The following is a 15,307-nucleotide window of genomic DNA, read 5'->3' on the forward strand; positions in this document are numbered from 1 at the left end:
GAAACATATCCCACGACTTTCAGACTTTTCGTTTCTGCCTCACACAAAAAACAACGACAGAGGATAACGATATGGGTGCTTCCCCCGCGCCTGCCGGCGTGCTCAAGCCCACCCTGAGCGTCTTCGATGTGGTGGCCATTACCGTTTCGGCGGTGACGCCCGCCAGTTCGGTGTTCGTGATCGCCCCGTTCGCCATTCAACAGGACGGCAGCGGCGTGTTCCTGGCCTTTGTCATGGCCGCCTTGCTCGCGCTGATGTTCGCCTTTTGCTACGCCGAACTGGGCCGCGCCCACAACAGCGCTGGCGGTGAATATGTGTATGCCAAGCGGGTATTCGGCGGCATGGCGGGCTATGCGACGTTCCTGACGGTACTGGTGATGTTGCTGTTTATCCCACCGGTACTGGCCACGGGCGCGGCGACCTACTTGAATAACGCCCTGGGCACCCGGTTCGATGCCCAGACCGTTGCGCTGGTCATTGTGGTGTGCAGTTACGCCCTGGGCATCCTCAATATCAAGCTCAATGCCTGGATCACCGGCACTTGCCTGCTGCTGGAAGTGGCGGCCTTGCTGGTGATCGTGTTCCTCGGCTTCGGCCATCCGGTGCAGCCGGTCAGCGTGTTGTTTCAGCCGCAGATCGTCGAAAACGGCATGTTGCACCTGGCGCCCTGGGCCCTGGTGATCGGCGCGGTCGGCATCGGCCTGTTCTCCTTCAATGGCTACGGGCCGGCGGTGCTGCTGGCCGAAGACATGAAATGCGGCGGCAAGGGCGTACACAAAGCGGTGTTGTGGTCTCTGGGGCTGGTGGTGGTGATCGAACTGGTGCCGATCACCGCACTGCTGATCGGTGCGCCGTCGCTGAGTGCGATGATCAGCAGCCCCGACCCCATCGGCTACCTGCTGACCAGCCATGGCAACGAAACCTTGTCGCGCCTGGTCAGTGCCGGGATCTTCCTCTCGGTATTCAACGCCATCGTCGCCATCGTGATCCAGATCGGCCGCGTGGTATTCAGCAGCGGCCGCGACGCCCTGTGGACGCCGACCATCAACAAACTGTTCACGCGCATTCACCCGCGCTGGGATTCGCCCTGGCTGGCGACGCTGTTCCTGGCGATCCCTTCGGCGCTGCTGAGTTTCAGCTCCAACCTGGCGGACCTCACCTCGTTCAGTGTGCTGCTGATCATGCTGGTGTACCTGATCGTGGCCTTGAGTGCGCTGATGAGCCGGGTGCTGCTGCGTGAGCGCGCACATCCGTATCGCATGCCCTTGTGGCCGCTGCCGGCATTGCTGGCGGTGCTGGGCGCCGGGTATCTGTTGATGACCTTGATCGCGGAGGCTTCGGTGCGCGACATCATGGTCATCATCGGCTTGCTGGCGCTGTCGGTGATTCTGTATTGCATCAGTGGCCGGTTGAGTCCGGCGTATCAGAAACTGTAAGGAGTGGTTATGCGCGCACGTCAATTGGGCATCACGTTGGGGCTGGGCACGCCCGGCGCGTTGAATGCCATCACCGATGTTCCCGGCGTCCGGGTCGGCCACAGCACGCTCAAGACCCGCGTCGACGGTAAACAGGTGTGTACCGGCGTCACAGTTGTCCAGCCGCGTGCCGGCGAGGCGCGGCAGCAGCCGTGCTTTGCCGGGTATCACGTGCTCAACGGCAATGGCGACGCCACGGGCCTGGAGTGGATCAGCGAAGCCGGGCTGTTGACCACGCCACTGGCGATCACCAACACCCATAGCCTCGGCATTGTGCGCGACACCCTGATTGCCCTGGAACGCGAGCGCCTGGCGGACCCGGCCGTGTACTGGTGCATGCCGGTGGTGATGGAAACCTACGACGGCCTGCTGAACGATATCTGGGGCCAGCACGTCAAGCCTGCGCATGTGCGCGAGGCGCTGGAGCACGCCGAAAGTGGTCCGGTACAGGAAGGTGCAGTGGGCGGCGGCACCGGGATGATCTGCCATGAATTCAAGGGCGGCATCGGCACCGCGTCGCGCCGGTTGCCGGCGGAGCAGGGCGGCTGGACGGTCGGCGTGCTGGTGCAGGCCAACCATGGCAAGCGCCAGGAACTGCGGGTCGACGGCTACCCGGTGGGCCGGCAGTTGATGGCGATCCCATCGCCGTTCGCCGAGCGGGGCACGCCGGGCATGGGCTCGATCGTGGTGATCCTGGCCACCGACGCGCCATTGCTGCCCCATCAATGCCGGCGCCTGGCGCAACGCGCGTCCATCGGCATTGCGCGCACCGGCGGCGGCACCGAGGATTCCAGCGGCGACCTGTTCCTGGCCTTCGCCACCGGCAATCAGGCGCTGCCCCCGGCGGACTATGGGCGCAAGGACCTGGCGTTCAGCAGCGCGGTGCAGATGGTCAATAACGATCATATGTCCCCGCTGTTCCTCGCCGCGGCGGAGGCGGTGGAGGAGGCGATCGTCAACGCCATGCTGGCCGGTGAGAGCATGACCACCGACGACGGGGTGCGGGTGCCGGGTCTGGACGGTGAAACACTGTTGCAGGCATTGCGCGAGACGGGCTGGAACAGCTGCCGATAATCCGGTGTATTTATAAAGATGCTGGCTCTTTAATGCGGCGAATGACACCGTGACAATATATTGGATCCATCTAAACAAGTGCGCCGCTCAAGTTGAGCGGCTTTACCGCTATTTAATATTTAAATAACAGCACGGCGCTTTTTGTCGGACAAAAGCAACTAACCCCCTACAAACATTGCACGCGACTTGCTTAAGTTGCTGGATTGTCGGTTTTCACTGCGTAAATAGATGTAGACGAAAGATTTCAAGTTGTGTCAGTTTCGTGACGCCTTCAAAAGAGGCGAGTGATAGGACGATCTCGCCAGCGGGGTTCCTATCGACCCAAGACTGATGCACTTGCACACAAGGAAGTACGTTTATGTCAAAAGTAAAAGACCAGGCTATTGTGTCTGCCGCGCAAGCCAGCACTGCGTATACGCAAATCGATAGTTTCAGCCATCTGTACGACCGTGGCGGCAACCTCACGATCAATGGCAAACCCTCCTATTCCGTTGACCAGGCCGCCACCCAGCTGCTGCGCGACGGCGCCGCGTACCGGGACGTCGACGGCAACGGCAAGATCGACCTGACCTACACCTTTCTGACCTCGGCCTCCTCGAGCACGCTGAACAAGCATGGCATTTCGGGCTTCAGCCAGTTCAACAGCCAGCAGAAAGCCCAGGCCGCGCTGGCCATGCAATCCTGGTCGGATGTCGCCAACGTTGCCTTCACCGAGAAGGCCCGCGGCGGCGATGGGCATATGACCTTCGGCAACTACAGCGGCGGCCAGGACGGCGCGGCGGCCTTCGCCTACCTGCCCGGCACCGGCGCTGGCTACGACGGCACCTCGTGGTACCTGACCAACAGCAGCTACACACCCAACAAGACCCCGGACCTGAACAACTACGGCCGGCAGACCCTGACCCACGAGATCGGTCATAGCCTGGGCCTGGCTCACCCCGGCGACTACAACGCCGGGAACGGCAATCCGACCTACAACGACGCGACCTATGGACAGGACACGCGCGGCTACAGCCTCATGAGTTACTGGAGTGAGAGCAACACCAACCAGAACTTCAGCAAGGGCGGGGTCGAGGCCTATGCCTCCGGGCCGTTGATCGACGATATCGCGGCGATCCAGAAGCTTTACGGCGCGAACTACGCCACCCGCGCTGGCGACACCACCTACGGCTTCAACTCCAACACCGGGCGTGATTTCCTCAGCGCCACCGCCAACGCCGACAAGCTGGTATTTTCGGTCTGGGACGGCGGCGGCAACGACACCCTGGATTTTTCCGGTTTCACCCAGAACCAGAAGATCAACCTCAATGAGACCTCGTTCTCCGACGTTGGCGGCCTGGTGGGCAACGTGTCCATCGCTAAGGGCGTCACCGTGGAAAACGCCTTCGGCGGCGCGGGCAACGATCTGATCATCGGCAACAATGCCGCCAACCTGATCAAGGGCGGGGCCGGCAACGACCTCATCTACGGCGCTGGCGGTGCCGACCAACTGTGGGGCGGCGCCGGCAACGACACCTTTGTGTTCGGTGCCAGTTCCGATTCCAAGCCAGGTGCGGCGGACAAGATCTTTGACTTCACCAGCGGCGCCGACAAGATCGACCTGAGCGGCATCACCAAAGGTGCGGGCCTGAGCTTCGTCAACGCGTTCACCGGGCATGCCGGCGACGCGGTATTGAGCTATGCCTCGGGCACCCACCTGGGTACCTTGGCCGTGGACTTCTCCGGGCACGGCGTGGCGGATTTCCTCGTCACCACCGTGGGCCAGGCAGCGGTCAGCGACATCGTGGCCTGATGCACCGGCGCGGCGTTGTGGCGCCGCGCTTCCAGGAGGGGCATACACATGCCGCGTTTTGTGCATTTGATCGCCTGTGTCCTACAGGTGTTGTTCGTGTCGGCAGGAGCCCACGCAATGGCTAGCAGTCTCGTTTTACCCACCACCGCGCAGTTGGCCGGACATTGGCAACTGCACCGACAGGATCAGGTCTGTGCCCTGGATTTGCTGGAGCAAGCCACCGCCGTGGGGGGCGATGTGGCCTGCGTCGAGCAATGGCTGGGAGACAAGCCCCTGACATGGTCGCCGACGCCGGACGGGATCTGGTTGATGAATGCCGAAGGTTCCGGGATTACCCACTTGAATCGTCAGCGCGACGGCGAATACCAGGCGCGCACGCCATCTGGCGATATCGTGACATTGCAACGAATACCTTAGTTATAACGCTATAACTCGAATTTAATAGTTGGCCGCCGCTTATTCAGGGGCTGGGGCAACTATTGCCGGTCATTGGGTTCAAGGAAGATCAAACACCATGGCGAAGCCCCCTGTTGTTGCGCCTTTATTCAAGGCGCTGGGTGAATATAAAAGTATTTTGATCAGCGTTGGCTGTTTCACTGCATTAATTAACCTGCTGATGCTGGTGCCGTCCATTTATATGCTGCAAGTGTATGACCGCGTGCTGTCCTCCCAGAATGAAACCACTCTGGTGATGTTGACGCTGATGGTCGTCGGTTTCTTCGCCTTTATCGGCAGCCTGGAAGTCATCCGCAGTTTTATCGTGATCCGCATCGGCAGCCAGTTGGAACGGCGCTTCAACTTGCGCGTGTATAAAGCCGCCTTCGAACGCAACCTGCAACGCGGCCAGGGGCATGCCGGGCAGTCCCTGGCAGATTTGACCCATCTCCGCCAGTTCATCACCGGGCCGGCGCTGTTCGCGTTTTTTGATGCCCCGTGGTTTCCGATCTATCTGTTGGTGATTTTCCTGTTCAGCGTGTGGCTGGGCGTGCTGGCCACGGCGGGGGCCTTGCTGCTGATCGGCCTGGCCTGCCTCAATGAATACCTGACCAACAAGCCCCTGGCTGAGGCTGGCGGTTACTCCCAGCAATCCAGCCAACTGGCCACCAGCCATTTGCACAACGCCGAAACCATCCAGGCCATGGGCATGCTCGGCGCATTGCGCCAGCGCTGGTTTGCCGTGCATTCGCAGTTCCTGGGCTTGCAGAACGCGGCCAGCGACACCGGCTCGGTGATCACCGCGCTGAGCAAATCCCTGCGCCTGTGCCTGCAATCGTTGGTGCTCGGCCTGGGCGCATTCTTAGTGATCAAGGGCGAGATGACCGCCGGGATGATGATCGCCGGTTCGATCCTGATGGGGCGGGTGCTCAGCCCGATCGATCAGTTGATTGCCGTGTGGAAGCAGTGGAGTTCGGCCAAGCTGGCTTATCAGCGGCTTGACCAACTGCTGCGCGAATTTGCGCCGGACGTCGAGCCGATGGCCTTGCCCGCCCCCAAGGGTCAGGTGAGTTTCGAGCAGGTCAGCGCCGGCCCGCCGGGTCGACGCTTGGCGACGCTGCATCAGGTCAGCTTCCACCTGGGCGCTGGCGAGGTGCTGGGGGTGCTGGGCGCGTCGGGGTCCGGCAAGTCCACGCTGGCGCGGGTGCTGGTGGGCGTTTGGCCAACCCTGGCCGGCACCGTGCGCCTGGATGGCGCGGATATCCATCGCTGGGACCGTGACGATCTTGGCCCGCACATCGGTTACCTGCCCCAGGACATCGAATTGTTCAGCGGCAGCATCGCCGACAACATTGCGCGCTTTCGCGATGCCGACCCGGCGCAGGTGGTCCAGGCGGCGCAACAGGCCGGGGTGCATGAATTGATTCTGCGCCTGCCGCAAGGCTACGACACCGTGTTGGGCGACAACGGCGGCGGCCTGTCCGGCGGCCAGAAGCAACGGGTGGCCCTGGCGCGTGCGCTGTATGGCGGGCCGCGGCTGGTTGTGCTGGACGAACCCAACTCCAACCTCGACACCGTCGGTGAAGCCGCGCTGGCCAGCGCCATCGGGCAGCTGAAGGCCCAGGGCAGCAGCGTGATTCTCGTCACCCACCGCTCTTCGGCCCTGGCCCAGGCCGACAAGTTGCTGGTGCTCAACGAAGGCCACCTGCAAGCGTTTGGGCCGAGCCAGGACGTGCTGCGCGCGTTGTCCGGCCAGCAGGCGGCGACGCAGGAAAAAACCGGCGTCAGTTTCAGTCGTCAGTATCAAACCGCAAGGAATCCAGGCGCATGAGCATGCTCACTGTGGAACAACGCGACGCCGCTTTTTTCGTGCGTCTGGGCTGGTGGCTGACGGTGGTCGGCGCCGGTGGGTTTTTCCTCTGGGCCAGCCTGGCGCCGCTGGACCAGGGCATTCCGGTGCAGGGCACCGTGGTGGTCTCGGGCAAGCGCAAGGCCGTGCAGACCTTCAGCCCCGGCGTGGTCAGCCGGATCCTGGTGCGCGAAGGTGAGACGGTCAAACAGGGGCAGCCGCTGTTTCGTCTCGACCAGACCCAGAACCAGGCCGATGTGCAATCGCTGCAAGCGCAGTACCGCCTGGCCTGGGCCAGTGTGGCGCGCTGGCAGAGCGAGCGCGACAATCGCGCGGCCATCGTGTTTCCCGCCGAACTCAGCACCGCCCCGGACCCCGCGCTGGCCTTGGTGCTCGAAGGCCAGCGCCAACTGTTCAGCAGCCGCCGCGAAGCCTTTGCCCGTGAACAGGCGGGGATTCGCGCGAATATCGACGGCGCCACGGCGCAGCTCAATGGCATGCGCCGCGCACGCAGCGACCTGAGCGCCCAGGCTCAATCCCTGCGCGATCAACTGAGCAATCTGCAGCCCCTGGCCGACAATGGCTACATCCCGCGCAACCGCTTGATGGAGTACCAGCGCCAGTTGTCCCAGGTGCAACAGGACCTGGCGCAGAACACCGGCGAAAGCGGCCGAGTGGAGCAGGGCATCCTCGAATCGCGGCTCAAACTGCAGCAGCACAGCGACGAATACCAGAAGGAAGTGCGCAGCCAACTGGCCGACGCGCAACTGCGCAGCCTGACCCTGGAGCAGCAACTCACGTCCGCCGGGTTCGACCTGCAACACAGCGAAATCAACGCGCCGGCCGATGGCATTGCGGTCAACCTCGGCGTCCACACCGAAGGCGCGGTGGTGCGTGCCGGGGAGACCTTGCTGGAGATCGTGCCGCAGGGCACGCGGCTGGAAGTCGAGGGGCATTTGCCGGTCCACCTGGTGGACAAGGTCGGCACCCACCTGCCGGTCGATATCCTGTTCACCGCGTTCAACCAGAGCCGTACCCCGCGTGTGCCGGGACAGGTCAGCCTGATTTCCGCCGACCAACTGCTCGACGAAAAGACCGGCGCGCCGTACTACGTGCTGCGCACCAGCGTCAGCGAGGCCGCGCTGGAAACACTCCACGGCCTGGTGATCAAGCCGGGCATGCCCGCCGAGATGTTCGTGCGTACCGGCGAGCGCTCGTTGCTCAATTACCTGTTCAAGCCGCTGCTCGACCGCGCCGGCTCTGCGTTGACCGAGGAATGAACATGAAACCGCTGTTCATTGCCGTGCTGTTGAGCTGTGCGCCTGCCCAGGCCGCCATGGGCCCGTTCGATGTGTACGAGCAGGCTCTGCGCAACGATCCGGTGTTCCTCGGCGCGCTCAAGGAACGCGACGCCGGCCTGGAAAACCGCACCATCGGCCGCGCCGGGTTGCTGCCGCGGCTGTCCTACAACTACAACAAGGGGCGCAACAATTCCGAAGCGCACCTGCCTGACGGGCGTGGCGGCAGCTATCGCGACGCGCGCAATTACAACAGCTACGGCTCGACCTTCAGCCTGCAGCAGCCGCTGTTCGACTACGAAGCCTATGCCAACTACCGCAAGGGTGTGGCCCAGGCGCTGTTTGCCGATGAAAGTTTTCGCGACAAGAGCCAGGCGCTGTTGGTGCGGGTGTTGAGCTATTACACCCAAGCGTTGTTCGCCCAAGACCAGATCGAGATCGCCCGCGCCAAGAAAAACGCCTTCGAGCAGCAGTTTCAGCAGAACCAGCACCTCTTCCAGCAGGGCGAGGGCACGCGCACCGACATCCTTGAAGCTGAATCGCGCTATGAGCTGGCCACCGCCGAAGAAATCCAGGCGCTGGATGAACAGGACGCCTCGTTAAGAGCGTTGGGCGCGTTGATCGGCGTGCAGAGCGTCAACATCCACGACCTCGCGCCGCTCAATCAGCGCTTCGCCGCCTTCAGCCTGACGCCGGCCAACTACGACACCTGGCACGCGCTGGCGATCAGCAACAACCCGACGCTGGCCTCGCAACGCCAGGCCCTGGAAGTGGCGCGTTATGAAGTGGAGCGCAACCGTGCCGGGCACCTGCCGAAGATCACCGCGTATGCCAGTTCGCGCCAGCAGGAATCCGACAGCGGCAACACCTACAACCAGCGCTACGACACCAACACCATCGGCGTCGAAGTCAGCCTGCCGTTGTATGCCGGTGGCGCTGTCTCCGCCTCCACGCGCCAGGCCAGCCGTGCCATGGAGCAGGCCGAATACGAGCTGGAAGGCAAGACCCGCGAAACCCTGATCGAACTGCGTCGCCAGTTCAGCGCCTGCCTGTCGGGCGTGAGCAAGCTGCGGGCCTACCAGAAAGCCCTGACCTCGGCCGAGGCGCTGGTGGTGTCGACCCGGCAAAGCGTCCTCGGCGGCGAGCGGGTCAACCTCGATGCGCTCAACGCCGAGCAGCAGCTCTACAGCACCCGGCGCGACCTGGCCCAGGCGCGTTATGACTACCTGATGGCCTGGACCAAATTGCACTACTACGCCGGCAACCTGCGCGATACCGACCTGGCGCAAGTCGATGAGGCCTTTGGGTCGGTGGGCAAGCAGCCGTAGCAGCACCTGGGACGTCATTGCGCTTTCTCGACAACTCCAACAACAGAGAGGCACTACCGATGGGAATCTTTGATTATAAAAACCTTGGCACCGAGGGTTCCAAGGCGCTGTTCGCCGATGCAATGGCGATCACGCTGTATACCTACCACAACCTGGATAACGGCTTTGCGGTGGGCTATCAGCACCACGGCTTGGGCGTTGGCCTGCCGGCGACGCTGGTCGGCGCATTGCTCGGCGGTGCCGACTCCCAAGGCGTGATCCCCGGTATCCCGTGGAATCCCGATTCGGAAAAGGCCGCCCTGGAAGCGCTGCAACACGCCGGATGGACGCCGCTCAGCGCGAGCACCCTGGGTTACGTCGGCAAGGTTGACGCCAGGGGCACGTTTTTCGGTGAAAAGGCTGGCTACACCACCGCGCAGGCCGAAGTGCTGGGCAAGTACGATGACGCCGGCCGCCTGCTCGAAATCGGCATCGGCTTTCGCGGCACGTCGGGGCCGCGGGAAAGCCTGATCAGCGATTCCATCGGTGATCTGCTCAGCGATCTGCTCGCCGCCCTGGGCCCCAGGGATTACGCGAAGAACTACGCCGGCGAAGCCTTCGGCGGTTTGCTCAAGGCGGTTGCCGAGTATGCCGGTGCCCATGGCCTGAGCGGTTCCGACGTGCTGGTCAGCGGCCACAGCCTCGGCGGGCTGGCGGTCAACAGCCTGGCGGAGTTGAGCGACCAGCGATGGTCGGGGTTCTACAAGGACGCCAACTATGTGGCCTACGCGTCGCCGACCCAGAGCGCTGGCGACAAGGTGTTGAACATCGGCTATGAAAACGACCCGGTATTCCGTGCGCTGGACGGTTCATCCTTCAACCTGTCGTCCCTGGGCGTGCATGACAAACCCCATGAATCGACCACCGACAACATCGTCAGCTTCAACGATCACTACGCCTCGACGCTGTGGAACGTGCTGCCGTTTTCCATCGCCAACCTGCCGACCTGGGTGTCGCATTTGCCCAGTGGCTATGGCGACGGCATGACCCGCGTGCTCGAATCCGGGTTCTACGACCAGATGAACCGGGACTCGACGGTGATCGTCGCCAACCTGTCCGACCCGGCGCGGGCTACCACCTGGGTGCAGGACCTCAACCGCAATGCCGAGCCGCACAAGGGCAACACCTTCATCATCGGCAGCGACGGTAATGACCTGATCCAGGGCGGCAAGGGCGCGGACTTCATCGAAGGCGGCAAGGGCAACGACACCCTTCGCGACAACAGTGGCCATAACACCTTTCTGTTCAGCGGGCCGTTTGGCCAGGATCGGGTGATCGGCTATCAATCGAGCGACAAACTGGTGTTCACGGATGTGCAGGGCAGCCTGGATTATCGCGAGCACGCCAAGGCGGTGGGCGGCGATACGGTGATCAGTTTTGGCGCGGATTCGGTGACGTTGGTGGGGGTGAGCAACTGGTCGGGGGAGGGCGTCGTGATCGGTTGAAACCGCGTTGGTACGCGGTTCAAACGGTGGGAGCAAGCGGGCTCCCACATGTTTGATGAGGGATGCCGGGAGGGATCAGTCTTCCTTGCGAACCGTGGCCACATCATCGGCCCTGACGCGGATGCGCTTGCCGGCGATGTCGGTGAATTCATAGAAGCCGTCGGCGGTCTTGGTCTTCGGCGTGTCTTTGGTTAAATACTGCGTGCCGTTCTGCAATGTCACTACGGTTTGCGTCGCGCAACCGGCCAATACCAGAAAAGTGAGTGCAACCAGTGGCAGACCCAAATTCTTCATGTTCATAACCCTTACCTTAACCCTGAAAAGTCCCGCGGCCTGAGGCTGCGGGCCATAAATGTTACGCCATCAATTCCCCTATCTGATCACTTTTACGCAAAAAGTTGCGTGCGCCATTTATCTATTACCGATTGCAACAACGCGTCAGCGACGGCACTCTGTATGCATAACCAGTATTTAATCGCTGCGGACCATGCCCGAACCCCTCGAAAATCCCCTGTATTACCTGCATAACTTCCGTCAGGTGCTGGATTGGCTGGCACAACGCTATGCCGATCTGCTCGATGCTGAAGAAGCGCATTTCATTCAGCAATTCGACAGGTTGCCGCAGGCGTCCCAGGCATTACTGGTACGTCTGGTGATGCGCAAGGGCGTGCATTTTCGAGCGGGCAAGCTCAATTACCCGGAGATCGGCTGCGCTCATGCGGCAGCGCGCCCGCTGAAGGCTTTGGGTTGGGTGGATGATCAGTGCCTGCTGGGCTTTGACGAACTGTTCGGGTTGCTGCAAAAGGGCGAGTTGCTGGGCGCGTTCCAGCCGTGGATCGAGCAGCCCAAGGGCAAAAAGGCCGATTGGCTCGAGCAACTGGCGCCGCAGTTCGATGAGCGCCGCTGCTTTGCCCACTGGTGCCCCGAGCTGGATGACGTGCTCTACAGCGTCACCGTGATGGACTTGTGTGATCGCTTGCGCTTGATGTTCTTCGGCAACCTGTATCAGGACTGGTCGGAGTTCGTGCTGGCGGACCTGGGCATCTACACCTACGAAAAAGTCGAGTTTTGCGCGCAGTCCCGCGGTTTGCGCAGCCGCGATGACGTGCTGGGGTTTCTGTTCCTGCATCAGTGCCAGCAAGCCTTTGAGTCCGCGCAGGCGCTGGACAGCGTGCTGGCGCAGATCGCCACGTTGCAGACCGACAACCCCTGGCTGGAAAAACGCCGGGCCAAGCTGTTGTTCCAGGTCGGCCAGTCTTGCGAGCGCAGTGCCGAGTTGGCGTTGGCCGAGCAGATCTACCGGGCCTGTGCTTATCCCGGCGCGCGCGCACGCTTGATTCGCGTGCTGGAGCGCCAGGAAGACTACGCCCAGGCGATGGCCCTGGCATGTGCCGCCCACGAGGCCCCGGAAAGCCCCGCCGAGCAGCAACACCTGCTGCGAGTGTTGCCGCGCCTGCGGCGCAAGCTGGGCGCGCCAGCCGTGCCCAAGGCCAAGCCTCGGGACGTCACGCGCCTGGACCTGGCGCTCCCGCCGCCGCCGCTCTCGATGGCGGTGGAGTATTGCGTGCAGGCCCATCTGAGCGAGCCCGATGCGCCGGTGTACTACGTCGAAAACGGCCTGATCAATTCGCTGTTCGGCCTGCTGTGCTGGGAGGCGATCTTCGCGCCGCTGCCGGGGGCATTTTTCCACCCGTTCCAGCGCGGGCCGGCGGATTTGCACAGCGAAGACTTCCATCAGCGTCGTGCGTCACTGTTTGCCGCCTGTCTCGAGCAACTGCGGGATGACCGCTACAAACACACCATCCGCCAACGGTACGTGGACAAGTGGGGCATCCAGTCACCCTTTGTCTTCTGGAATCTGCTCAGTGAAGAACTATTGGAGCAGGCCTTGGCATGCTTGCCCGCCGAACACTTGCGTTGCTGGTTCGAGCGGCTGCTGCTGGATATCCGCGCCAACCGCGCGGGTATGCCGGACCTGATCCAGTTCTGGCCCGCGCAGAAAACCTACCGCATGATCGAAGTCAAAGGCCCCGGCGATCGCCTGCAAGACAACCAACTGCGCTGGCTGGAGTTCTGTGGCGAGTACCAGATGCCGGTCACCGTCTGCTATGTGCGCTGGGCGCAGTCCGCTTGAGCTACACCGTGGCGGTGCGCGCACTGTGTGAGTTCACGGCCAAGGTCGGCGACCTCGACCTGCGTTTTACCCCGTCGCCCAGCGCCCAGGAAGGCATCGCCGGCCATCGCACGGTCGCCTCGCGGCGCAGCGCGCACTACCAGAACGAAGTGGCCCTGGAGGGCGAGTACGAGGAACTCAAGGTGCGGGGCAGGGCGGACGGCTACGACCCGGACAGCAACCGCCTCGAAGAGGTGAAGACCTATCGCGGCGACCTCGACGCGCAGCCCGCCAACCATCGGCAATTGCATTGGGCCCAGGTCAAGGTCTACGGCTGGTTGATGTGCCAGAAGCTCGGGCTTGCGCATATCGATTTGGCGCTGGTGTATTTCGATATCGTCGGCGAGGGCGAAACCTTGCTGAACCAGCGCTTTGCGGCCGCCGATCTGCAACGCTTCTTCAACCGGCAATGCGCGTTGTTTCTCGGCTGGGCCCGCCAGGAGATGCAGCACCGCGACGCCCGCAACCGCGCCGCACAGGCCCTGGCGTTCCCCCACAGCGCCTTTCGCCCCGGCCAGCGCAACCTCGCAGAGTCGGTGTACAAGGCCGTCAGCACCGGCCGCTGCCTGATGGCCCAGGCGCCCACCGGCATCGGCAAAACCGTCGGCACGATCTTTCCTATGCTCAAGGCCTTGGCGCCCCAGCAACTGGACAAGGTGTTGTTCCTCACCGCCAAGACCCCGGGCCGCAAGCTGGCCCTCGACGCCGCGCAAATGCTGTACGCCAGCAGTCCCGAGCTGCCGCTGCGCGTGCTGGAGCTGGTGGCGCGGGACAAGGCCTGCGAACACCTGGACAAGGCCTGCCACGGCGAATCCTGCCCGCTGGCCAAGGGTTTCTACGACCGTTTGCCCGCCGCGCGTATCGCGGCCGCCAAGGTGCGCCTGCTCGACCAACGCAACTTGCGCGAGGTCGCCCTGGAGCACGGCCTCTGTCCGTATTACCTGAGCCAGGAAATGGCGCGCTGGAGCGACCTGGTGGTCGCCGACTACAACTACTATTTCGACTTTGGCGCGCTGTTGTTCGGGCTGGCCCAACTCAACCAGTGGCGCGTCGCGGTGCTGGTGGACGAAGCCCATAACCTGGTGGAGCGCGCACGTTCGATGTACAGCGCCAGCCTTGATCAGTACACCCTCAAGACCGTGCGCGATACGGCGCCGGAGCCGTTGAAGAAACCCTTGCAGCGCTTGAATCGTGAGTGGAACGCGTTGCACAAGGACCAACTCGCGCCGTATCAGGCCTACGCGGCCAGACCCGACAAAATGCTCCAGGCCCTGAGCCTTTGCGCCAGCGCCATGGGCGACTATTTCAACGACCACCCCGAGGCACTCAACGGCGATCTGCAGGCGTTCTATTTTGAGGCACTGCAATTTGCCAAGGTCGCCGAGCTGTTCAACGAACATTTCATCTTTGATATCAGCCTGCGTCAGTTGCGCGGCAAGCGCAGCAGTTCCACCTTGTGCCTGCGCAATGTGGTGCCCGCCGAATTCATCCGCCCGCGATTGACGGCGGCGCGCAGCAGCGTGTTGTTTTCCGCCACACTCAGCCCGCGCCATTACTACGCCGACCTGCTGGGCCTGCCGGCGGACACTGCCTGGGTCGACGTGGAATCACCGTTCAATGCCGCGCAGTTGCGGGTGCGGATTGTCGATGAGGTCTCCACCCGGTTCGTGCATCGCCAGGCCTCGCTGGAGCCCATCGTTGAATTGATTGCCAAGCAGTTCGCTCACCAACCGGGTAATTACCTGGCGTTCTTCAGCAGTTTCGATTATCTGCAACAAGTGGCGCTGTTACTCGCCGAGCGACACCCGCACATCGCACTGTGGCAGCAGTCTCGCGGCATGGCCGAAGCCGAGCGCCGGGCGTTTCTCGAACAGTTCACCGAACACAGCCAGGGCGTCGGTTTTGCGGTGCTGGGCGGCGCGTTTGGCGAAGGCATCGACCTGCCCGGTGCGCGCTTGATCGGCGCGTTCATCGCGACCCTGGGGCTGCCGCAACTGAACCCGGTCAACGAACAGATGAAGCAGCGCATGGGCGTGATCTTCGGCTCCGGCTACGACTACACCTACTTGTACCCGGGCATTCAGAAAGTCGTGCAGGCAGCGGGGCGGGTGATCCGCAGCCAGCAGGACCAAGGCGTGGTGATGTTGATCGATGACCGGTTCGGCGAAGCGCGGGTGCGGCAGCTGTTGCCTCGGTGGTGGGCGATAGCGACTAAAACGGCTTCCAGGCCAATGCCTGAATAACCACCGGTGACGATGGCAGTCATACCGTGCAAATCTTTACCCGCCAACGCTTGCATAGCGGTTGTCGTGCCGTCGAATCCGCTCTCGATAGGGCGTTGTTTATTGATCATAGGGAATTCTCCAGGGGGAGCCGTTATGTTCTCCCCTGGATGCCGG

At 62.5% G+C, this 15,307-nt stretch carries 11 protein-coding genes; 10 read left to right on the forward strand and 1 reads right to left on the reverse strand.

Translation table 11 applies throughout. The features are described from left to right. Positions 1–71: 71 nt before the first annotated feature. The 8 genes from INT12_RS13380 to INT12_RS13415 all read left to right on the forward strand — a co-directional run bounded on the left by INT12_RS13380 (position 72) and on the right by INT12_RS13415 (position 10,735). Positions 72–1,436 (forward strand): APC family permease, encoded by a 1,365-nt coding sequence (locus INT12_RS13380; RefSeq protein WP_193058871.1) that lies wholly within the window; start codon positions 72–74, stop codon positions 1,434–1,436. A gap of 9 nt (positions 1,437–1,445) precedes the next feature. After that, entirely contained in the window at positions 1,446–2,549 is a 1,104-nt protein-coding gene (locus INT12_RS13385; RefSeq protein ID WP_017845711.1) for a P1 family peptidase, read from the forward strand. 358 nt (positions 2,550–2,907) lie between these two features. After that, the gene (locus INT12_RS13390; RefSeq protein WP_193040485.1) at positions 2,908–4,341 is read left to right on the forward strand and encodes a serralysin family metalloprotease; all 1,434 of its coding nucleotides are present in this window, start codon (positions 2,908–2,910) and stop codon (positions 4,339–4,341) included. Between the two features lie 48 nt (positions 4,342–4,389). Then, positions 4,390–4,758, forward strand: a complete 369-nt coding sequence (locus tag INT12_RS13395) for an AprI/Inh family metalloprotease inhibitor (protein WP_017845713.1) — start codon at positions 4,390–4,392, stop codon at positions 4,756–4,758. A 97-nt stretch (positions 4,759–4,855) separates the two neighbouring features. Then, a complete protein-coding gene (locus tag INT12_RS13400) occupies positions 4,856–6,607 on the forward strand; it encodes a type I secretion system permease/ATPase (RefSeq protein WP_193058872.1) in 1,752 nt (583 codons plus the stop codon). Then, the gene (locus INT12_RS13405; RefSeq protein WP_017845715.1) at positions 6,604–7,905 is read left to right on the forward strand and encodes an HlyD family type I secretion periplasmic adaptor subunit; all 1,302 of its coding nucleotides are present in this window, start codon (positions 6,604–6,606) and stop codon (positions 7,903–7,905) included. Before INT12_RS13400 ends, INT12_RS13405 begins: the two co-directional genes overlap by 4 nt. 2 nt (positions 7,906–7,907) lie before the next feature. After that, positions 7,908–9,251 (forward strand): TolC family outer membrane protein, encoded by a 1,344-nt coding sequence (locus INT12_RS13410; protein ID WP_193040487.1) that lies wholly within the window; start codon positions 7,908–7,910, stop codon positions 9,249–9,251. A gap of 59 nt (positions 9,252–9,310) precedes the next feature. Beyond that, the gene (locus tag INT12_RS13415) at positions 9,311–10,735 is read left to right on the forward strand and encodes a lipase (protein WP_193040488.1); all 1,425 of its coding nucleotides are present in this window, start codon (positions 9,311–9,313) and stop codon (positions 10,733–10,735) included. 75 nt (positions 10,736–10,810) lie between these two features. Here INT12_RS13415 and INT12_RS13420 read toward each other — a convergent pair whose 3' ends face one another. Further along, a complete protein-coding gene (locus tag INT12_RS13420; protein ID WP_017845718.1) occupies positions 10,811–11,035 on the reverse strand; it encodes a YgdI/YgdR family lipoprotein in 225 nt (74 codons plus the stop codon). A gap of 187 nt (positions 11,036–11,222) precedes the next feature. On the opposite strand from INT12_RS13420, the gene INT12_RS13425 reads away from it, so the two are divergent. Next, complete coding sequence (locus INT12_RS13425) at positions 11,223–12,869, forward strand: VRR-NUC domain-containing protein (RefSeq protein ID WP_193040489.1); 1,647 nt, start codon at positions 11,223–11,225, stop codon at positions 12,867–12,869. After that, positions 12,866–15,151 carry an ATP-dependent DNA helicase gene (locus INT12_RS13430; RefSeq protein WP_193040490.1) on the forward strand — a complete coding sequence of 762 codons (2,286 nt, stop codon included), beginning with the start codon at positions 12,866–12,868 and terminating at the stop codon, positions 15,149–15,151. The genes INT12_RS13425 and INT12_RS13430 overlap by 4 nt, the downstream gene beginning before the upstream one ends. The last annotated feature ends 156 nt before the right edge of the window (positions 15,152–15,307 follow it).

Origin of the sequence: Pseudomonas sp. K8, assembly GCF_014889455.1 — a bacterium.
Taxonomy (GTDB): Bacteria; Pseudomonadota; Gammaproteobacteria; order Pseudomonadales; family Pseudomonadaceae; genus Aquipseudomonas; species Aquipseudomonas veronii.

Coding starts and splice junctions, on each gene's coding strand:
- INT12_RS13380 (WP_193058871.1), top strand. CDS start 72: ATGGGTGCTTCCCCCGCGCCTGCCGGCGTGCTCAAGCCCACCCTGAGC.
- INT12_RS13385 (WP_017845711.1), top strand. CDS start 1,446: ATGCGCGCACGTCAATTGGGCATCACGTTGGGGCTGGGCACGCCCGGC.
- INT12_RS13390 (WP_193040485.1), top strand. CDS start 2,908: ATGTCAAAAGTAAAAGACCAGGCTATTGTGTCTGCCGCGCAAGCCAGC.
- INT12_RS13395 (WP_017845713.1), top strand. CDS start 4,390: ATGCCGCGTTTTGTGCATTTGATCGCCTGTGTCCTACAGGTGTTGTTC.
- INT12_RS13400 (WP_193058872.1), top strand. CDS start 4,856: ATGGCGAAGCCCCCTGTTGTTGCGCCTTTATTCAAGGCGCTGGGTGAA.
- INT12_RS13405 (WP_017845715.1), top strand. CDS start 6,604: ATGAGCATGCTCACTGTGGAACAACGCGACGCCGCTTTTTTCGTGCGT.
- INT12_RS13410 (WP_193040487.1), top strand. CDS start 7,908: ATGAAACCGCTGTTCATTGCCGTGCTGTTGAGCTGTGCGCCTGCCCAG.
- INT12_RS13415 (WP_193040488.1), top strand. CDS start 9,311: ATGGGAATCTTTGATTATAAAAACCTTGGCACCGAGGGTTCCAAGGCG.
- INT12_RS13420 (WP_017845718.1), bottom strand. CDS start 11,035: ATGAACATGAAGAATTTGGGTCTGCCACTGGTTGCACTCACTTTTCTG.
- INT12_RS13425 (WP_193040489.1), top strand. CDS start 11,223: ATGCCCGAACCCCTCGAAAATCCCCTGTATTACCTGCATAACTTCCGT.